Below are 21,217 nucleotides of genomic sequence, written 5' to 3'. Positions count from 1 at the left end.
CCTCACAATGTTGGTAGCTCCATGGCAGAGCAACAGATCTCCCGGGGTAATTCGCGCGACCTTCCTGCTTATACCTGTCGGCTTTACGTAACAGCGTTCCGTACGAGTATCGGGCTTTGACGATATATGCCGCCTTACCCCACTGTTATGCCTAAACCGCTTCCTGTTCGTCAGGCCAGCATTTTGCTTTCAGCTTCCTTCAGATCCCACCTCACGATGGGCACCCTTGCCGTTCAGCTAACACTTCCCCTCGTCGGGTGTGTAGAGGACTTACACCTCCAAGTCGCCCTTCGACCACCACAGTCAAAGGACAGCGCCTGTCAAAGCGCTACGCGCCATGCCCGACGCACATAAAAAAACCAGTGAGTCTCCCCACTGGCTGGTGAAAAACACCATTACTCAGAAACTGTTACCGTCCACGACTCTCGTTATCATTCAGTGACGGGATATCCCACTGCAACAAGTGGGCGAGGATATTCAAGCGCGCCTCCATCGGCACCGCCTTCAGCCAATTGGCTTTCTGTTGTTCGATATTAGCGAAATAGCCCTGATAAAATTGTTTGGCTAAAAAAAGGTTCATCAATCTCCCTCCGCTGTTTCAACTAACCACATTATCAGCGTAATATAGGGAAAGATAAATTGACGAATTGCACCCAGAGAGTTCCTCTTTTATGTCCACTTCGCGCTTGCAACAACAGTTTATTCGCCTATGGCAACACTGCCACGGGCAATCTATTGAAACCACACTGCAAGAACTGGCACAAGTACTCTGCTGTTCACGCCGCCATGTCCGTTCACTACTCAGTACCATGCAACAACAAGGCTGGCTGAGCTGGCAAGCCGAATCCGGGCGCGGTAAACGATCACGCTTAAATTTTCATTACACCGGTCTGGCCTTACAGCAACAACGAGCTGAAGAGTTATTAGAACAGGATCGCATCGATCAACTGGTGCAACTGGTGGGCGATAAAAATGTGGTTCGTCAGATGCTGCTCTCTCAGTTAGGACGGAGCTTCCGCCAAGGTAAGCATATCTTGCGGGTCCTCTACTATCGCCAACTTGACAATCTGCTGCCCGGTTCAGCGCTACGCCGCTCGGAAACCCATCTGGCCCGGCAGATTTTCAATGGGTTAACTCGCATAAATGAGGAAAATGGGGAACTCGAACCGGACCTCTCACATCATTGGCAAACCATCGGCCCGTTACATTGGCGTTTTTATCTGCGCCCGGCGATTCATTTTCATCATGGCCGCGAACTGGAAATGGAGGATGTCACCTATTCACTAAGCCGTCTTATTTCTCTGCCCCTGTTTTCACATATTGACCGGGTACTTTCCCCTACGCCTTATGTTATTGATGTCCATCTCCATACCCCTGACTATTGGCTGCCCTGGCTGCTGGGAAGTGTACACGCCATGATCCTGCCACGGGAATGGCAAAGCCTGCCAGACTTTTCCCGCCATCCGGTGGGTACCGGGCCTTACCGGGTGGTGCGCAATCATCACGGCCAGATGAAAATTCATGCTTTTGATGACTATTTCGGTTATCGCGCCCTCATCGATGAAGTTAATATCTGGCTATTGCCGGAAGTGGCAGAAGAACTGATCCATCCCGGTGTACAGCTACAGGGGGATGATAGCGGTAAAAATGAACTGGAAAACCGACTAGAAGAAGGCTGCTACTTTCTACTGTTTGATCAGCGCTCCCCTCTGGCTTCAGATGCCGAAATCCGCCATTGGCTCTGTGCGTTGTTCAACCCTATTGCACTGCTTAACCATGCAAGTTCAATCTATCAACGGTACTGGGCACCGGCCTATGGTATGTTGCCACGCTGGTTGCATAACCGCACCTTCGAGCCCCCTCAAAAACCAGCAAACCTGACCACACTGACACTGACCTTCTACGGTGAACACTCCGAGTTTCATGCCATCCAGCAAGCCATTGGGTCGCTGCTGGCAGAACACCACATCACCCTCAAGGTACAAACCATCAGCTACGACGCCTGGCATCAAGGCGAGGCAGAAAGTGATCTGTGGCTGGGCAGTGCCAACTTTACGCTACCACTGGAGTTTTCCCTGTTTGCTACGTTGTATGAATTACCATTGATTCAGCATTGCCTGAATGAAGATATGGCCCAAAATGCCCTATTATGGCGAGATAACCGCCTATCAATTGCAGAATTCAGCCAGCGGCTAGTGAGCAGCCATCAGTTGCATCCTTTGTTTCATCACTGGTTACAACTGCATGGTCAATGCAGCATGCGCGGAGTGCGAATGAATACGCTGGGCTGGTTTGACTTTAAATCTGCCTGGTTTGCACCACCCGAAGTTTAACCGCCCTCCCAAAGGAACTGTTCTTTTACGGAACATGGGATAATCGGCTTTCACCCGCACCCATTAGCCTTTACAATAGCGCCGTCTCAACGGGGTGCGGAAAATCCCCATCGTTGCCTGAAACGCAACGGACTGTGCCCAACGGGGTGTTGCTCAATACAATGCAACACCTGCACAGCCAGTTTTTCCGCTGAGAGTACACCCGTCGAACCTGATCCGGTCAATACCGGCGGAGGGATTTGAGTACTGCGTTGTTGCTCTGCTATCAATTTCCAGTGGCTACCAACAGGTAAGCACCTGAATTAGCCAAGATGCTGACTAAGCTATTGGGTAATTTGAAATAAGCTAGTGAACCCGCCCTCAGATACCTTTGCCCCTTATTTTTCAGGAGTGCAAAGTGGTCAAGAAATACCTACCTTGTTTATTACTGTTATTAACCATGCCAGCCTTGGCGAAGCCAACACTGACGGTCTACACCTATGATTCTTTCGCTGCCGACTGGGGCCCTGGCCCAGCAGTAAAAAAAGCGTTTGAAGCAGATTGTGATTGTGAGTTGAAATTCGTCGCGCTGGAAGATGGCGTTTCATTACTTAATCGCCTGAAGATGGAAGGTAGCAACAGCGCCGCCGATGTGGTTCTGGGGTTAGATAACAATCTTCTACAAGCCGCCCAGCAAACCGGTCTGTTCACCGCCAGCCAGGTGGACATCAGCAAGCTCAATGTCCCAGACGGTTGGCACGACCAGACTTTCGTGCCTTATGACTATGGCTATTTTGCTTTCGTCTATGACAAAAACAAACTGAAGAACCCGCCGAAAAGCTTAAAAGAACTGGTGAGTAGCGATCAGCCCTGGAAGATCATCTATCAGGATCCTCGCACCAGTACCCCGGGGCTTGGACTGCTGCTATGGATGCAGAAAGTCTATGGAGACGATGCACCACAAGCCTGGCAACAACTGGCAAAGAAAACCGTCACCGTCACCAAAGGCTGGAGCGAAGCCTATGGCCTGTTCCTGAAAGGGGAAAGTGATATGGTGCTCAGTTATACCACCTCCCCGGCCTATCACCTGATCGAAGAGAAAAAAGACCACTATGCCGCAGCAAACTTTAGTGAAGGTCACTATCTGCAAGTGGAGGTAGCGGGCCGGCTGAAAGCCAGTAAGCAGCCTGAATTGGCAGAACGCTTTATGCAATTTATGGTTTCACCGGCATTCCAAAACACCATCCCAACGTGTAACTGGATGTATCCGGTCACCAATACGCCACTCCCGGCGGGTTTCGAACAGATAATGGTGCCGAAAACCGCTTTGCAATTCAGTTCAGAAGAAGTAGCACAGCAACGTGGTAACTGGGTCCAGGCATGGCAAACCGCCGTCAGCCACTGATCGCCGCCTGGTTATGGCCTGGGCTGCTCGCCGCAGGCCTGATCCTGCTTATCGCGTTAGCCGCCATGGGTTCTCTATGGCGGCACGCCCCTGAAAGCAGCGGGCCTAACCTGTTGCAAGACCGTTATTTGTGGCATGTGGTGCGTTTCACCTTTTGGCAGGCGCTGCTATCGGCCCTGTTTTCTGTTTTCCCCGCCATCTGGCTTGCCCGGGCACTGTATCGTCGGCGCTTCCCAGGCCGCAATTTGCTGCTACGTCTATGCGCCATGACCCTGGTGTTACCGGTGTTGGTGGCAGTGTTCGGCATACTGAGCGTGTATGGTCGGCAAGGTTGGGTGGCGGCCTTATGCGCCTGGCTAGGGGTGGATTACCATTTTTCACCTTATGGGCTGCAAGGTATTTTGCTGGCCCATGTGTTCTTTAACCTGCCACTGGCGACCCGTTTATTACTCCAGGCGTTGGAGAACATTCCGAGTGAACAACGTCAGCTAGCCGCTCAACTAGGTATGAACGGCTGGCAGCAGTTCCGTTTTGTCGAGTGGCCAGCACTGCGCCGCCAACTTTTCCCCAGTGCTGCTTTAGTGTTTATGCTCTGTTTTGCCAGTTTTGCCACCGTGCTGTCATTAGGTGGTGGGCCACAAGCCACCACCATCGAGTTGGCGATTTATCAGGCATTAAGTTACGACTATGATCTTAACCGGGCGGCCCTACTGGCATTAATCCAACTGGGGTTCTGCCTGGGATTGGTCATACTCTGCCAGCGCTTCAGCCAGGCATTACCTGTTGGCCATACTCAAGCACAAAGCTGGTTCAACCCAGAAGATAGTCTTTGGCAACGCATCAGCGATACCCTGCTAATTAGCGCTGCCCTGTTGCTGCTGTTACCTCCACTGCTGGCGATTATTATCGATGGTGCCAACCAGGCGCTGCTTGAAGTGCTGCAACAACCCATCTTGTGGCAGGCACTGTTCACTTCATTGCGTATTGCCATCGGCGCTGGCTTGTTATGCCTGGTGCTCACCATGATGTTGCTATGGAGCAGCCGTGAACTCAAATTACGGCACCAAGCTGCCTGGGGCCAGACACTGGAACTCAGTGGTATGGTGATTCTGGCAATGCCCGGGATCGTCTTGGCTACCGGCTTCTTCCTATTATTAAGCGATACTATCGGCTTACCCCACTCCCCTTATGGGTTGGTGATACTGACCAATGCGTTAATGGCGGTGCCTTATGCGCTGAAAGTGCTGGAAAACCCGATGCGCGACCTGGCAGAACGTTACAATCCGCTCTGTTTGTCACTCGATATTCATGGCTGGCAACGGCTACGCAGGATTGAGCTGAAAGCCCTGAAGCGCCCGCTAACGCAAGCGCTGGCTTTTGCCTGTGTATTGTCAATTGGTGATTTCGGGGTGGTCGCCTTATTCGGTAACGAACAATTCCGTACTTTGCCGTTTTACCTTTATCAGCAGATTGGTGCCTATCGGAATAATGATGGTGCGGTCACAGCGCTGTTGTTACTGTTGTTGTGCTTCCTGCTATTTACCTTGATTGAACGCTTACCAGGCCGCCATGCTGACACTTGAAAAACTGACTTATCTGTATCAACACCTGCCGATGCGTTTTGACCTGCGCATACAACCGGGAGAGCGGGTCACCGTGCTGGGCCCCAGTGGGGCGGGCAAAAGTACCCTGCTTAATCTGATTGCTGGTTTTCTTCCTGCTGCCAGTGGCAAGCTGCTGCTCAATGGTCACGACCATACCACTAGCGCCCCGGCTAAACGCCCGGTATCGATGTTGTTTCAAGAAAACAATCTGTTTGCTCACCTGACGGTGATGCAAAATATCGGTTTGGGGCTGGATCCGGGGTTACGGTTAAATAAGGCGCAAAAACAGCAGTTGGCGCAGATCGCTCAACAGGTGGGGCTAGAGGAGCTACTGCAGCGCCTGCCCTCGCAACTTTCCGGCGGACAACGGCAGCGTACTGCTCTGGCTCGCTGCCTGGTGCGCCAACAACCGATCCTGTTGCTTGATGAGCCGTTTTCTGCCCTTGACCCGGCGCTACGTAGTGAAATGCTGCAATTACTACAAGACGTCTGTCAGCAACGCCAGCTCACGCTATTGATGGTGTCGCACAATATTGAAGATGCCATGCGCATCGCCCCACGTACCTTGCTGGTGGTGGATGGCCATATTTATTATGACGGCTCAACTCAGGCGCTGGTGGAAGGGCATGCCCCAGAGGCCAGGATATTAGGTATCACCACCAAGTCGTGATCCAAGTCGCGTTTTTTCTCCTGCGTTGATAAATCTGTTGTGCGAACAATTCACTTATGGTTTTATGAAATCCTGTTTTTTACTAATGATGATAAGGTTCCCTGTGATCACATCCTCGCTGACTTCGACTCTACTAAGAACCGCGCTACCAGCCGCGGTGGTCGTCGTGTGTGTGGTGGTGGTCGTCGGCAGTGCGCCGTAGGGTCCGAATCAACACAACGATTCCCAAACCCCGCCGGCGCAAACCGGGCGGGGTTTCTTGTTTTAGTCCCCTGCCCAGAATGTGAACCGGCCCTGAGAAAAGGATAGGTACATGGCAATTTCGGGCACGCCTCACCAAGGCCAGCGCTTAACTGGCGCAGAGTTGGTTGTTCATCTGTTGGAACGTCAAGGTATTACCACCATTGCCGGTATTCCCGGCGGTGCTGCACTGCCGCTGTATGATGCGCTCAGCCAGAGCACGCGCATCCGGCATATTCTGGCACGCCATGAGCAAGGCGCTGGCTTTATGGCGCAAGGCATGGCGCGTGCTAATGGCAAAGCCGCGGTCTGTATCGCCTCTAGTGGCCCTGGTGCCACCAATCTGGTGACAGCCATTGCGGATGCCAAACTCGACTCCATTCCACTGGTGTGTATCACCGGCCAGGTTTCTTCCTCAATGATCGGCACCGATGCCTTTCAGGAAGTCGATACCTACGGTATTTCTATCCCTATCACCAAATATAACTATTTGGTCCGTGATATCCGCGAATTGCCACAGGTAATCTGTGATGCATTCCGCATCGCTGAGTCTGGTCGCCCGGGCCCAGTATGGATCGACATCCCGAAAGACATTCAAACCGCCGAAATTACCTGGGATCAATTACCCCCGATTGCGGTACCGGACACACCACCGGCCTTTGACCGTCATCAGGTTGAACAGGCCGCCGCGATGATCAACCAGGCTAAGCGCCCGATACTCTATCTGGGGGGCGGCATTATCAGTTCACAGGCTCACCAGCCAGCACTGGAGATGGCCGAACGAGCCAACCTGCCGACCACCATGACGTTAATGGCACTGGGGGCGATGCCAGTAGAGCATCCATTATCTTTAGGCATGTTAGGGATGCACGCGGCACGCAGTACCAACTTTATCCTGCAGGAAGCCGACCTGTTAATCGTCATGGGCGCCCGTTTCGATGACCGGGCGATCGGTAAAACCGAGCACTTCTGCCCGAATGCCAAGATTATCCATGTCGATATCGATCGTGCCGAACTGGGTAAAGTCAAACAGGCCAATATCGCCATTCATGGTGATGTTAACCAGGTACTGCAACAACTGTTACCGTTGATCGAAGCACAACCCCGCAGTGAGTGGTTGAGAATAGTGAACGATCTGAAGCGAGAGTTCCCGCTCAATATGCCGAATGTCGAGAACCCGTTGAGTCATTATGGGTTAGTCAAAGCGGCTGCTCGCTGCGTAGATGAAAATGCCATTATCACTACCGATGTAGGTCAGCATCAAATGTGGGTGGCCCAGGCTTACCCATTAAGCCGCCCGCGCCAATGGCAAACTTCCGGGGGGTTGGGCACGATGGGCTTTGGCCTGCCCGCCGCCATCGGTGCCGCACTGGCAGAACCACAACGTAAAGTGTTGTGTTTTTCCGGTGACGGTAGCCTGATGATGAATATCCAAGAGATGGCAACAGCCGTTGAGCACAACCTGGATGTAAAAATCATTCTGATGAACAATCAGGCATTAGGACTGGTACATCAGCAGCAGACGCTGTTTTATCAGCAGCATATCTTTGCCGCCGCTTATCCCAAGCAGACTGACTTTTTGAAAATTGCCGCTGGTTTTGGCCTGGATACCTGTGATTTAAATGCCGCAGAGGATCCGCAAGCAGCCTTGATGGCGGCGATCCAGCGCCCGGGCCCTTGCCTGATCCACGCCCTGATTGATATTAATGAAAAAGTCTACCCAATGGTGCCACCAGGTGCTGCCAACATTGAAATGATTGGAGAATAAACCATGCAATCACTACAAAAAAATCCACAAGTGATCCTGGAACTGGCGGTGCGTAACCATCCCGGCGTTATGACGCACGTCTGCGGACTGTTTGCCCGCCGCGCATTTAACGTCGAAGGTATTTTGTGTATGCCACTCAAAGATGGCCAACAAAGTCGTATTTGGCTACTGGTGGCGGATGATCAGCGTCTGGTGCAGATGATTAGCCAGGTAGAAAAACTGGAAGATGTACTACAAGTGAAACGCCATAACGAAGATATTCGGGTATTTGAACAGTTGGGGGCGTTCTTCCAGTAGTTTCTGTTAGCGGATTTCAAGCCGTAGCGATACTCTGGTATCCGCATGCTACGGCTTGAAAAACGATAAACACAATATGACCGCTCCCCAACAAGGTTTTGTACTCACTCGCCATTGGCGTGATACCCCAGCCGGTACCGAAGTGGAATTCTGGTTGGCCACTGACCATGGGCCACAACGGCTACGGCTGCCCACCCAAACCTCAGTGGCGTTTTTTCCTGCCGAACAGCGTCAGCAAGCAGAATTGTTGTTGCGTGAAGAACGCCATATTGAGCTAAAACCTCTGCAGCTACTGGATTTTCACCACCGCCCGGTGATTGGCCTCTATTGTCGCCACTATCGTCAGTTGCTCAAGTTGGAAAAACGGCTAAAAGAAGCGGGAGTTCAGGTTTTTGAGGCCGACATCCGCCCACCAGACCGCTATCTGATGGAGCGTTTTATCACTGCTCCGGTGTGGTTCAATGGTCAACCCAGCGCAAATAATCTGTGGCTTAATGGCCAGATGAAACCCTTAGACCACTATCGCCCGCCGTTAAAGCTGGTTTCACTGGACATTGAGACCACCGCCTACGGCGAGCTTTACTCGATAGCCCTGGAGGGCTGTGGTCAACGCCAGGTGTACATGCTTGGCCCGGCTAATGGCAGTAACGAGCCGCTGGATTTCGACCTGGAGTACTGCAATAGCCGCCCACAACTGTTGGAGCGCTTGAACCAGTGGCTGGCACAGCATGACCCTGATGCCATCATTGGTTGGAATCTGGTGCAATTCGACCTGCGAGTGCTACAGAAGCATGCTGAACGTTATCAGATCCCACTTCATTTTGGCCGTGATGGTAACCTGCTGGAATGGCGTGAACATGGTTTCAAACAGAATCACTTCTTTGCTTCGGCGGCAGGGCGCTTGATTATTGACGGCATCGAAGCACTAAAGTCGGCAACCTGGAATTTCCCCTCTTTCAGCCTGGAATATGTTGCTCAGACGCTACTTGGGGAAGGGAAATCCATCGACAACCCTTATCAGCGCATGGCAGAAATTGACCGCCGCTTTGCCGAAGATAAACCGGCTCTGGCGCGTTATAACCTGAAAGATTGTGAGCTGGTAACCCGTATTTTTGCCAAAACCGAATTGCTGCCCTTCTTGTTAGAGCGAGCAACGGTAACCGGGTTGGCCGCCGACCGCAGCGGGGGCTCAGTCGCCGCATTCAGCCATCTTTATATTCCGCGCATGCATCGGCAAGGCTATGTCGCCCCGAATCAAGGGGAATTACCGGAGGAACATAGCCCAGGCGGTTTTGTGATGGACTCACAGCCTGGCCTGTACGACTCGGTACTGGTACTGGATTACAAAAGCCTCTACCCCTCTATTATCCGCACCTTCCTGATCGATCCAGTCGGCCTGGTGGAAGGGATGCAGCAGCCTGACGATCAATTTTCAGTACCGGGGTTTCGTCAAGCTCGTTTCTCACGTAGCAAACACTGCCTGCCGGAGATCGTTCGCCAGATCTGGCACGGGCGTGAAGTGGCTAAACAGCAGCATAACAAACCGCTGTCACAAGCCCTGAAGATCATCATGAACGCGTTTTATGGCGTGTTAGGGGCCAGCGGCTGCCGCTTTTTTGATCCAAGGCTGGCCTCCTCCATAACCTTGCGGGGTCATGAAATCATGCGCCAAACCCGGCAATTGATTGAAGAACAGGGTTATCAAGTGATTTATGGCGATACCGACTCGACGTTTGTCTGGCTGAAAAAAGCCCATAGCGAACAGCAGGCAGTCGAGATTGGCCAGCAATTGACTGCCCACGTCAACCAATGGTGGCAGCAACATCTGCAACAACAATATGGCTTGGATAGTGCGCTGGAATTGGAGTTCGAAACCCATTACTCACGCTTTTTGATGCCGACTATCCGCGGTGCCGAGCAAGGCAGTAAAAAACGTTACGCTGGGTTGAGTATTCAGCCCGATGGCAGTGAAAACATGGTATACAAGGGGCTGGAAACCGTGCGTACTGACTGGACGCCACTGGCTCAGCAATTTCAGCAGCAACTTTATCAGCGCATCTTCAAACAGCAGCCTTATCAGGGGTTTGTTCGCGAGTATGTGGCTAAAACCCTCAACGGAGAATTTGACGATCAACTGGTGTATCGCAAACGTCTGCGCCGTAAGCTGGACGATTATCAACGCAACGTCCCACCTCATGCGCGCGCAGCACGTATTGCTGATGAGTACAATCGCCAACAAGGGCGGCCTTTACAATATCAAAACGGCGGTTGGATCAGCTATGTAATGACCCTGGCCGGCCCTGAACCGCTGGAAACCCGGCACTCCCCCATTGATTACAACCACTATCTTGAACGTCAACTTCAACCGGTGGCTGACGCTATCCTGCCCTTTCTACATGATGACTTTGCCACCCTGATCACCGGGCAGATGGGGTTGTTCTGAGGAGAGATAGATCGCCACTCCTCTTCAAGTGGCAGAGATGAAAGCTGCAACTAGAATAAACGGGGGGATACATTGCGATGAAGCAGCAAAATCATTCGGTTTTGCAGGTGACGTATGCGCTACCTTCCATTACCATAGCGCCCTTCTGAATTTTGTGCGCCTTGCAAGCGCCGATACCCCAATTCATTCATGTTGCTGCCAGACGGCAAATGGAGTGTAGCTTATAAATCAAGCGAGTCGCTCTGCAACTTGAAGCATGAAGGATATATACCCAAAATAATTCGAGTTGCCTGTAGGCAGCAAGTGATGGAATCCCCAGGAGCATAGCTGACTATGTGACTGGGGTGACAGACAAATCAGCCTGGAGCGGATTTGAACGCTGCTAGCAGCGGCCCCGATAGGGGCGAGCCTCACGGATGAGGCGAGTAACTGCAGCTAACACCCAAGCAACTTGAAGTATGAAGGGTATAAGTCACTATTATCCGGTGACGGGACTAACTTAATAAAAATCGAGCCAACAAATTATGCCTTTTACACTTGGTCAGCGCTGGATCAGCGATACAGAAAGCGAATTGGGATTGGGTACCGTGGTAGCACTGGATACCCGTATGGTTACCCTATTGTTCCCTGCTATCGGTGAAAACCGCCTCTATGCCAGAAACCACTCTCCCATCACCCGTGTCATGTTTAATCCTGGGGATACCATCAGCAACCACGAAGGTTGGCAGTTGCAAGTGGAGGAAGTCAAAGAGGAGAACGGCCTGCTGACCTATATCGGCACACGTCTGGATACGCAGGAAAGCGGCGTCGCCATGCGTGAAGTGCTGCTGGACAGTAAATTGACCTTCAGCAAACCACAAGACCGCCTGTTTGCCGGGCAGATTGATCGTATGGATCGCTTTGCCCTGCGTTTCCGCGCCCGCAAATACCAAAGTGAACAATATCGCCTGTCGTTTGCCGGTTTGCGCGGCATGCGTACCAGCTTAATTCCGCACCAATTGCATATTGCCTATGAAGTCGGCCAACGCCACGCCCCGCGAGTGTTATTGGCAGATGAAGTGGGGTTGGGTAAAACCATTGAAGCCGGGATGATTATTCATCAGCAATTGCTGGCTGGCCGCGCCGAACGCGTATTGATCGTAGTACCGGAAACCTTGCAGCATCAGTGGTTGGTGGAAATGATGCGCCGTTTCAATCTCTATTTCTCGCTGTTCGACGATAGCCGCTATAGCGAAGCCTTGCTGGATAGCAGCAATCCCTTCGAAACCGAGCAACTGGTCATCTGTTCGCTGGATTTTGTGCGCAGTAACCGCCAACGCCTTGCTCAGTTAGCTGATGCCCAATGGGATCTGCTGGTGGTGGATGAGGCTCATCATCTGGCCTGGAGTGAAGAAGCCCCCAGCCGCGAATACCAGGTTATTGAGCAACTGGCAGAGGAGATCCCTGGCGTACTGCTATTAACCGCCACCCCGGAACAACTGGGTCAGCAAAGTCACTTTGCCCGCCTGCGCCTGCTGGATCCCAACCGGTTTCATCACTATGCAGAATTTGTCGCTGAACAACAAAAATACCACCCGGTGGCGGATGCAGTCGCCCTGTTATTAAGCGGCGAACGGTTGACGGATGATCAACTCAACCTGCTGGGTGAACTGATCGACGAACAAGACATTGAGCCATTACTTAAAGCGGCCAACAGTAACAGCGATAATCGCCAGCAAGCACGGCAAGAGCTGGTCACCATGCTGATGGACCGCCACGGCACCAGCCGTATCCTGTTCCGTAATAGCCGCAATGGCGTGAAGGGGTTCCCTCACCGTCATCTGCACCAAATCAAGCTTCCGCTCCCAGCGCAGTATCAAACCGCCATTAAAGTCTCTGGCATCATGAGCGCGAATAAAACCCTTGAAGCTCGCGCCCGTGACCTACTCTACCCTGAACAAATTTATCAGGCGTTCGAAGGGGAAAACGCCACCTGGTGGAATTTTGACCCTCGGGTTGAATGGTTGTTGGATTATTTGGTGGCTAACCGCCATGAAAAAGTGCTGGTGATTTGTGCCAAAGCCGCCACAGCACTGCAACTGGAGCAAGTGTTACGTGAACGGGAAGCAATCCGCGCAGCGGTTTTCCATGAAGGGTTATCAATCATTGAGCGTGACCGCGCTGCGGCTTACTTCGCGTCACAAGAAGAAGGGGCACAAGTGTTACTGTGCTCTGAAATCGGTTCCGAAGGGCGTAACTTCCAGTTTGCCAGTCACTTGGTGATGTTTGATCTGCCCTTTAACCCAGACCTGCTGGAACAGCGTATTGGTCGTTTGGACCGCATCGGCCAGATGCATGATATCCAAATCATGGTGCCTTATCTGGAAAATACCGCCCAAGCGGTGTTGGGGCGCTGGTTCCATGAAGGGCTTGATGCTTTCGAACATACCTGCCCCACTGGCAGGCCGATTTATGACAGTTGCTACCAGCAGTTAATGGGCTACCTGGCGGCACCGCACGAGCAGGCTGACCTGGATGATTTTATTCATCGTTGTCGTCAGCAACACAACCAACTCAAAGCACAGTTAGAGCAAGGGCGTGATCGTCTGCTGGAAATGCACTCCAATGGTGGAGAGCAAGCCCAGGCACTGGCTAACACCATTGCGGAGCAGGATAATGACGTCAATCTGATAAATTTTGCGCTGAATCTGTTTGACATTGTCGGCATCAATCAAGAAGATCGCAGTGATAACCTGATTGTCCTAACCCCTTCCGACCATATGCTGGTGCCAGACTTCCCGGGCCTGCCGCAAGATGGCTGTACCGTCACCTTCGACCGGGAACAGGCGTTATCCCGTGAGGATGCCCAATTTATTACCTGGGAGCACCCCATTATTCGCAATGGTCTGGACCTAATCCTCTCCGGCGATATGGGCAGTACCGCAGTCTCCCTGTTAAAAAACAAGGCACTGCCAGTAGGAACACTGTTGGTGGAACTGGTTTATGTGGTTGAAGCACAAGCGCCGAAACAACTGCAACTGACCCGCTTTCTGCCGCCGACGCCAATCCGCCTGCTGATGGACCGCAAAGGTAATAACCTGGCAGCGCAAGTAGAGTTTGAAAGCTTCAACCGCCAGTTAAATGCCGTTAACCGCAATACGTCCAGCAAGTTGGTCAATGCCGTGCAGCAGGAAGTGCATAGCATGATATTGCAGGCTGAAAACCTGCTGGAACAACAAGCTCGGGAGTTGATCGAACAAGCCAAACAGCAAGCCGATGATAATTTGAGTAGCGAACTGGCCCGTTTGGAAGCCCTGAAGGCGGTCAACCCCAATATCCGTGATGACGAAGTGGAAGCGCTGGAATTAAACCGTAAGCAAGTGCTGGCTAACCTGAACGAGGCCGGGTGGCGGCTGGATGCCATCCGCCTGGTGGTGGTGTCTCACCAGTAACCCTACTTATGGGGGGATTGATTCACGTTTAACGTGTACCGCAATCCCCCGCTATATACCCCAAATAATAGATATGAACGCTGCTGGCGCACCTCATTAGGAACAAGGCTTAGAAAGAACCGGGTACCTACGATAAAAAAGGACTTTTTCACCCCCAGAACCTCACCACTATTTTCAGTGTTATATTTCAAATAAAATGTTTTTATAGAATATAAAACCCATTGGTGACGTTTTTTATACTAAATGCATCATTAAATCATCAATAGATCACATTGCCATCATGGTTACCTCGCGAGGTCAGTCGCAGTATACTCCGCGCACTGCAAATTTATACCCAAGTTCATTTGAATTGCTTACCGCACCCTGCGCTGGGCAAGAATCACGGAACAAGAGAAAACTGTAGCCAGCACTAAGCGACTTGAGGGACAAAGGGTATATACCCATCTGCGGATAGAATGACAACAGAGATATTAATCATGAAGATGAAATTGCCATTGCTGCTATTGACATTACTTTTCACACCGTTAACCAAAGCGGATTATGTCAGCGTTTTTTATACCGGTTGGGTCAACCCTGCTAATAATCTTAATATTGCCATATCCAACTTTACCGTCCCCGTTTTTTTATATCAAAATATATTTCTCACACGGACTAATGGTAGCGCCCAGGCGGTAAAATGCGATGTAGTCTCTTTTCCTGCCTCGTATGTACATCGTCGGTTTTGGCTGCTGGTGCCCAATGAAACGGTTGCGCAAGGAATGACTTTTATCCATAACACCAACCCGGGGCTGACGCAGATAACTAATGTTCCCGTTCCACCCGGCTATACACTTTGGGCTTCAGGGGAACTGTTAACAAACATGCCTCAGCCAAATGCTAATATTCCTTGCCCTATCCCGGGCAGTATAGCTAACATCGCCAGGATAAGTAACTTTTTCGGCGGTATTTTATACAGATTACAAAATCCCATCGGGGGAGCCTATAATATTCGGCTGCCAATCTATGCCGGTATGCAGTTTATTTATACTTCAACCTCCAGCAGGCCCTCTGCCGCCGTTTTTGATAGAGAAGTGTCTAATTTACTATTATCTGCTGGCCCAGAGTACATTAATATACGAGCCACTGTTCAAGCGGAATGTTCGTTGAGTAGTGGCGGTAGTGACATTAATATTAATCATGGACCCATCATGTTGCAGCAAGGTGTTACCGCTTACCCATCCAACGATTACACGTTAGGGTTAAATTGCACTTCACCGGCGTCGGCGAGTTTTTCCCTAAAGGGGACTAATCCCGTCAGTGGCAAGAGCGAAAATTATACACAATGCGGGCCAGGGGGGACTTGTCAGTTACTCTTTGATATACCCAGTGACAATATTTTTAACCAATATTCTGCCACCACAGCACGTTCCTCCGGGAATAAAAATATTCTTATTCGCTCTATTTATCAACCCAACGCGGTACCCATTGCGGGTGACTTTACGGGCTCTGCCGTATTGACGGTGTTGATCAATTAACGTTGATAGCCGTCGCCAATCAAGCTGCAGTGCTGTTAGCTACATGACGAGGTCCATCCGTGGACCTCGCCCCTTACGGGCTAACGTGAGCGGCGTTAAAATCGGTCCTGACCGATTTGTCGCTCAGTTGCCGCCTACAAGCAAATCAAATTATTTTGGATATAAAGCCTACTACCATCACTTTATCACTCGATTAACTTACTGTTACTGATTATTTATTTTGGATCTCACTCGGTAAGCGTTTTTGTGTTTCGATAAATAACGCCTTTGCTTCAACGGCTATATCAGGGTAATTTGAGAAAAATCCGTCCATTCCCAATTCAAAGAAACCCAAGTATTCAGAAATAGACAGAGCATCTGCCCTTGATTTACCAAACGTCCAGCCGGTTACCGTCATACCCAGGTCATGAGCATAAGTATAAAGTCCAGGTGTATATAGAGGCCAACTTGAACTTGTTGTCAATGCTTTAGAGGTGGAGAGAGAGACACCAATATTTGGCGCGTATTCTTTTATATCCGCCAGACGAATCACCTGTGGGGGATTGTCTTGTGTAAGGACGCAGTAATCTTGGCAATCTACGCCTAAATTGGCACTGTAATCAGTATCATTAAAGCCACTATCAACCACATTACCCAGTTGTACCAGTGGTAATAAATACCCCCTATTTTGCATTTTATTTTTTAAGCTTCTTAATGTTTCCGCACTAAAAGATTGAATGAAAATTTTACTTTTTTCAGTATAACCATATTTCTCCAATGACTCTAATATTTTATCCTCTTGGACTGCATCTTTCAGTTTAGCTTCTGGGTAGATACCAATCTCTTTTCCTGTCTCTTTTGACAGCCTTTGAGCCAACTCAATCACTTCATCAAAAGTAGGAACCTTAAAGGGATCATTGGATACTGGCGTAAAACCAGGGTAAGTATATTTAGCTGTACTGTTTAGCTTCATTTCAAGCTGTTTGATCTCCGCTAAGGTGTACTCCCCTACATTAGTAGAATCATTTCTAGCACCAAAGCGATCTAAAACATCCGTTGTCCGCGCTAGGGTGTTATCATGAACAGCGACAAGTACCCCATCTTTTGTTAATTGAAGGTCAGGCTCAATGTATTCAGCACCCATTTTAACTGCCAACTCATAAGCCCCTAATGTATGCTCAGGTAAATATCCGCTTGCACCTCTGTGTGCAATGATTACCGGTGATTTAATGGGTTTTAGTTCTGGTTCAACATATTCCGTTTTTGTAACATACTCGGTATCACCTTTAACATATTCCGTCTTTGTATCACTATCACTATCGCAACCAACTAATAGCATCGCACTTAATGCAGCGGCGCTAAAATTAACTATTGTATTATTCCTCATTACATTCTCCTTTTATAAGCCAGGACTAATAATAAATTTTAAACTGACGTTAAAAATAATAAAAAACAACACATTTAAATCAAAGTGATTTTAACCAAGCCAGCCACATGAATCATTAAAGGTTAAATCCTTCCATGCCTATGCTAACCACCTTATATTGCAGTCTTATGAAAAAAATAATTCATATCGGTTTAAAAAAGAAATATTCTTCAAAAAAATCATGACGATTAGCAATCCGAACCCTCTTTAGCGTATGACCTCTGCCAAAAAAACTGAGCGGACCTCGAAAAATCATTGGCTACGTGCTGAGGTAATGGTAATTATTTTAGTCATGGCCTCACCAATTTCATCGTCACGCTGATGGTTTAGGCGATGGTAAATAGGCATAGCTAACCTTCTAGTGTGCAATCAAAGGCGATAAATTTATAACAGCCTTCCTGCCTCAGCCAGCTTGACCTGATAAATTTCGGCAAAACACTCCCGCAACCACTGGCTGGCTGGGTCATTGTTCAGACGGGTACTCCAAGCTAATACATGTGGCATATCCGGTATAGCAAATGGAACGGGCTTTACCTGTAATTCAAAACGCTCCATCGCATCGGCCAAAGCAATCACAGGTAAGGTGGTGAGCATATTGGTTTGCGCCAATAAGGGGGCCACGGCACCAAACGTTGGTACCACAAGACCCGTTCTTCGCTGCAATTTGACTTTTTCTGCTGCAGATGTCACTGGATTATGTACCCGGTCACCGATGCCAACCACAATATGGGGCCAACCAGCCCATGCCTTTTTACCCCAGCGTTGCAGCGCAGGATGCCCCACTCGCATAAAACATGCCCACTGAAAATCCCCTACGCGTCTTGAAGCGACCCCCTCTGGCTTTGGGATCGCTTCTGGCAATAACGCCAAATCAACCAGCCCCTCAGCAACATCTACAGGCGTACTGAATTTTGGAATATCCCACTCAATCAGTATATTGGGCGCTTCTCGCTGAATACGTTGCATCAGGTGAGAAAATAAATTCATAGCCAAATCGGGAACAACCAGGCGAAAACGTCGAGTCGAGGTTGCTGCATCAAAAGCTTCACGCGGACTTAAGATACGCTCAATACTGCGTAAAAGGGGGCGAACCTCTTCTACCAACTCCAGTGCGTAGGGACTCGGTTGCATCCGCCCGCCCACTTTAACCAATAACGGATCACCCAATTGGTCCCGTAAACGTGCAAGCGCATGACTAATCGCAGATTGTGTACGCCCTAGTTGTTCGGCAGTCTTGGAAACACTACCTTCGCGCATTAACGTCTCGAACAGTAACAGCAGGTTCAGATCCACTTTTCTTAAATCAATTTTATTCATGAGGTGTTAATAATATTCATTATATTCATCTTACCTTATGCCATAAAATCGGTTTCGTATCTAAATTTTTCATGGAGAGAATAATGACAAAATCTGCGTTTTACCTACGATTGGTCTGTGGAGCCACGTTACTGACCAGCACATTTGTATCTCTGGGGCTTCAAGCGAAAAACCTTGCCCCTGCGGAGGCGCAAACGATAGTCGCGCCATTTTACGATGCACTGAACGCCGCCCCCGGCAAAAATGCTGAAAAGCTTGTTTTGCAGGCTACTGCGCCAGAATGGGTGTCTTGTAGTGGCAATGATGAATGCAAACCACGTGAGAAAGTGGCTGCGGGTATCGCAGGCTTTGGCAAAGTGATCCCAAATTTGAAATGGGAAATCAAAGAACTGCTGGTCGACGGTAACCGTATTATTGTTCGTGGTGAAGCCTCTGGCACACCCGCTACTGAATTTATGGGAGTACCTTATGGGGGCAAAAGCTTCAAGATCATGTCTATCGATATCCACACTGTGAAAAATGGTAAAATCGAGCGTTCTTACCATGTGGAAGATTGGATGAGCGCGGTGCGCCAACTGTCCGCGAAATAATTCTATATCCAAGTTGATTCAAGTTGCCTGTAGGCTCCTGAGCTTATCGCCTCTCAGCGACTTGAATGACTTTGAATTTGGATAAACTTCGCAGCATTACCGCCCTTTAACGCTGATTGCTGTGGCTGAGAGGCCTATTCCGCAGCATCGTGAATTTATCTATTTCGACGGAGTCGCTAACCAAATGAAACCAACACTGTTTCGCTATACATTTGCGCTGCCATTATGGGTTACCGCCATCTGCCTTTTTTCTTTAAATGTTGACACAGCATTAGCTGAGAGCCTGCAGGCTGTAACAACCATTAGCAATGGCGCATATAAACCGCATGGTGTTGTCATTCAACCCGTCCAGTTTGCGGGGAAGGATGCTATAGCCGTGGAATTAGCCCCCGATGTACAGCAGCGTATCCTCTCTGGTGATGTGGGTGCCAGCAATGGGCCAACCTATGCTATTGCAGATATCCCGTTTCAGGATGGGGTCATTGAGTTAGATATTGCCGCAGAGATCAATGGCAAAGGGCAAGCTGATGCACGTGGCTTTGTCGGAATAGCATTTCACGTGAACGAAAATCCCGATACTTATGAAGCCGTTTATCTACGTATGACTAATGGCACATTAAATCAGCCACCGCCCCCAGCACCTCGTGATAAACGAGCAGTGCAATATGTAGCACACCCAAACTTTCACTTTAATGTCTCCCGTCAGGAAACCCCCGGTAAATACGAAAAAGCGGCTCCTGTCGCTTTAGGGCGTTGGTATCACTTACGCTTGGCAATCAAAGGAGCTGATTTACGCGCCAGCGTTGATGGCATAGAAGTTCTTCATGTGACCGACCTCAAATACGCTGGACGGTCAGGTCGTGTTGGCTTATGGGTCGATGACGGAACACGAGGTTACTTTCGGAATTTGCAAGTCAGCAGCCATTAATCAAATAGAACCGTTTAAATGTCTCCTTGGCGAGTCATAGACACTGTAGTGGCACAATGTATTGAACGTGAAAATGTATTGAGCGTGAAAATCTGACGTTGCGTAACCGACTTAAACGCCTCTGGAGACACCGTTCGGCACGATTTACGGCAGTAACCTGACGCCTTCTGCAGACCACGGCATTGGCCGCTGGGCCAAAGATGACTTCTTCCGGGCACTGACCCAAGGGGAGCCATTGGTGCCCGGCGATGCCTTACACTGCCTACAAAGGGATGTCGCGTGAAGATGCTGCTGCCATTTATGCCTATCTGATGGGCGACAAACCACCCCAGGCGGTGGCTGTCAAAATCGGCCAGGGCAATGAAGCCGGGCGCATCACTTATCTTGACCAATGTTCGGGTTGCCATGAGCGCGATGGTGCCGGCAAACCCCATGTCGCCGTGGCGATGCGCGATAATTCCACTTTACGCCAGCCAGGCGGCAAGAATCTGATTGTCTCCGTGTTGGATGGCCTGCCTGCACAACAGTTCCCTGGCAACGAAAGTATGCAAAGCATGCCGGGTTTTGCCGATCGGCTGAATGATGCGCAAATTGCGGAGTTGGTCAATTATCTGCGTGTAACCTGGGGAGGCTTACCGGGTGATATCACCGCCGAACAGGTGAAGGCACTGCGTAAAGCGCATTAATGATGGTTAATAAACAGGCTCACGGATATGAGCCTGTTAAGTGATGCCAGAATGGCGATTCAGTTTCTTTTTCTTATTGAGTTCGCTGGCCACCTGAGCGCTCACCTTTAATACGGTGGCAGTTACACATAAGCTAAACAATTTCGATTAATTGAAACTCTTCAAAAACAAGCTCCATATCCTCAGAATATGTGCCTTCGCGTTCAAAAAATGCTTGATGTGCCTTTTTCCAATAGTCCAGACTCAGATCGCCCTCCCCTTCTTTTTTAGCCAATTCTGCAGTCACATCAGAAAAACACTTAAGGTACATAGCTGTAGTTCTTATCACGCAAACAGGGGAACCTTCACCGCTAAGAACAATGCTATAGCTACCGACTGAGGGGGATCCTTCCTCCTTTTCAAAAGACAATAAGGAACAGCAAGTTGCTGTTTTCAGCCCTTTCATGACTAAAGCTGCAAGTTCGTCTGCCAACTCAGGTGAATCCCCAAAAGACCAGGATAAAGCATTAGGGTATTTCGCCTTCAGTTGTTTAATAACAGTCAAAATAAATTCCTTTTTAACAGCGGGTTAACTGATTTATCAGAATGTGAACATAGCCAAAATCAT

At 49.7% G+C, this 21,217-nt stretch carries 16 protein-coding genes, 1 pseudogene and 1 riboswitch; of the genes and pseudogenes, 13 read left to right on the top strand and 4 right to left on the bottom strand.

Annotated features, from left to right (window positions below; translation table 11 throughout):
• Positions 1 to 409 precede the first annotated feature (409 nt).
• On the bottom strand, positions 410 to 580 hold the full coding sequence (gene sgrT, locus IO95_RS24320) for a glucose uptake inhibitor SgrT (protein ID WP_023490575.1): 171 nt from the start codon (positions 578 to 580) through the stop codon (positions 410 to 412).
• Between the two features lie 91 nt (positions 581 to 671).
• Here sgrT and sgrR point away from each other — a divergent pair, with 91 nt between their 5' ends.
• From sgrR to IO95_RS23625, 10 genes are all read left to right on the top strand, one after another.
• On the top strand, positions 672 to 2,333 hold the full coding sequence (gene sgrR / locus IO95_RS17990; protein ID WP_023490576.1) for an HTH-type transcriptional regulator SgrR: 1,662 nt from the start codon (positions 672 to 674) through the stop codon (positions 2,331 to 2,333).
• 132 nt (positions 2,334 to 2,465) lie between these two features.
• Positions 2,466 to 2,589: riboswitch (TPP riboswitch) on the top strand.
• A 141-nt stretch (positions 2,590 to 2,730) separates the two neighbouring features.
• On the top strand, positions 2,731 to 3,717 hold the full coding sequence (thiB, locus tag IO95_RS17985) for a thiamine ABC transporter substrate binding subunit (protein ID WP_023490577.1): 987 nt from the start codon (positions 2,731 to 2,733) through the stop codon (positions 3,715 to 3,717).
• On the top strand, positions 3,693 to 5,300 hold the full coding sequence (gene thiP, locus IO95_RS17980; RefSeq protein ID WP_023490578.1) for a thiamine/thiamine pyrophosphate ABC transporter permease ThiP: 1,608 nt from the start codon (positions 3,693 to 3,695) through the stop codon (positions 5,298 to 5,300). The genes thiB and thiP overlap by 25 nt, the downstream gene beginning before the upstream one ends.
• Positions 5,287 to 5,991, top strand: coding sequence for a thiamine ABC transporter ATP-binding protein ThiQ (gene thiQ / locus IO95_RS17975; RefSeq protein ID WP_023490579.1), 705 nt, complete (start codon positions 5,287 to 5,289; stop codon positions 5,989 to 5,991). The genes thiP and thiQ overlap by 14 nt, the downstream gene beginning before the upstream one ends.
• A gap of 88 nt (positions 5,992 to 6,079) precedes the next feature.
• Positions 6,080 to 6,193 carry an ilvB operon leader peptide IvbL gene (gene ivbL / locus IO95_RS25325; RefSeq protein ID WP_369794375.1) on the top strand — a complete coding sequence of 38 codons (114 nt, stop codon included), beginning with the start codon at positions 6,080 to 6,082 and terminating at the stop codon, positions 6,191 to 6,193.
• Positions 6,194 to 6,304: 111 nt separating this feature from the next.
• Positions 6,305 to 7,999, top strand: coding sequence for an acetolactate synthase large subunit (gene ilvB / locus IO95_RS17970; RefSeq protein ID WP_023490580.1), 1,695 nt, complete (start codon positions 6,305 to 6,307; stop codon positions 7,997 to 7,999).
• 3 nt (positions 8,000 to 8,002) lie between these two features.
• On the top strand, positions 8,003 to 8,296 hold the full coding sequence (ilvN, locus tag IO95_RS17965) for an acetolactate synthase small subunit (RefSeq protein WP_023490581.1): 294 nt from the start codon (positions 8,003 to 8,005) through the stop codon (positions 8,294 to 8,296).
• 76 nt (positions 8,297 to 8,372) lie between these two features.
• On the top strand, positions 8,373 to 10,739 hold the full coding sequence (locus IO95_RS17960; protein ID WP_023490582.1) for a DNA polymerase II: 2,367 nt from the start codon (positions 8,373 to 8,375) through the stop codon (positions 10,737 to 10,739).
• Positions 10,740 to 11,263: 524 nt separating this feature from the next.
• Positions 11,264 to 14,170 (top strand): RNA polymerase-associated protein RapA, encoded by a 2,907-nt coding sequence (gene rapA, locus IO95_RS17955; protein ID WP_023490583.1) that lies wholly within the window; start codon positions 11,264 to 11,266, stop codon positions 14,168 to 14,170.
• 476 nt (positions 14,171 to 14,646) lie between these two features.
• Entirely contained in the window at positions 14,647 to 15,684 is a 1,038-nt protein-coding gene (locus tag IO95_RS23625; protein ID WP_023490934.1) for a hypothetical protein, read from the top strand.
• Between the two features lie 211 nt (positions 15,685 to 15,895).
• Here the strand turns inward: IO95_RS23625 and IO95_RS17945 are convergent, their stop codons facing one another.
• Positions 15,896 to 17,050 carry a glycerophosphodiester phosphodiesterase family protein gene (locus tag IO95_RS17945; RefSeq protein WP_037386419.1) on the bottom strand — a complete coding sequence of 385 codons (1,155 nt, stop codon included), beginning with the start codon at positions 17,048 to 17,050 and terminating at the stop codon, positions 15,896 to 15,898.
• Between the two features lie 423 nt (positions 17,051 to 17,473).
• Positions 17,474 to 18,406, bottom strand: coding sequence for a LysR family transcriptional regulator (locus IO95_RS17940; RefSeq protein ID WP_023491272.1), 933 nt, complete (start codon positions 18,404 to 18,406; stop codon positions 17,474 to 17,476).
• Positions 18,407 to 18,489: 83 nt separating this feature from the next.
• On the opposite strand from IO95_RS17940, the gene IO95_RS23620 reads away from it, so the two are divergent.
• The 3 genes and pseudogenes from IO95_RS23620 to IO95_RS17925 form a co-directional block, all read left to right on the top strand.
• On the top strand, positions 18,490 to 18,996 hold the full coding sequence (locus tag IO95_RS23620) for an ester cyclase (protein ID WP_023491273.1): 507 nt from the start codon (positions 18,490 to 18,492) through the stop codon (positions 18,994 to 18,996).
• Positions 18,997 to 19,180: 184 nt separating this feature from the next.
• The gene (locus IO95_RS23615) at positions 19,181 to 19,924 is read left to right on the top strand and encodes a family 16 glycoside hydrolase (protein ID WP_023491274.1); all 744 of its coding nucleotides are present in this window, start codon (positions 19,181 to 19,183) and stop codon (positions 19,922 to 19,924) included.
• Positions 19,925 to 20,042: 118 nt separating this feature from the next.
• Positions 20,043 to 20,610: pseudogene (locus IO95_RS17925) on the top strand (cytochrome c); the annotation flags it as partial.
• Between the two features lie 133 nt (positions 20,611 to 20,743).
• On the opposite strand, the gene IO95_RS17920 reads toward IO95_RS17925, so the two are convergent.
• Complete coding sequence (locus IO95_RS17920; RefSeq protein ID WP_023491276.1) at positions 20,744 to 21,154, bottom strand: ASCH domain-containing protein; 411 nt, start codon at positions 21,152 to 21,154, stop codon at positions 20,744 to 20,746.
• Positions 21,155 to 21,217 lie beyond the last annotated feature (63 nt).

Source organism: Serratia sp. DD3 (genome assembly GCF_000496755.2).
This window is presented reverse-complemented; position numbering and strand designations above follow the sequence as displayed.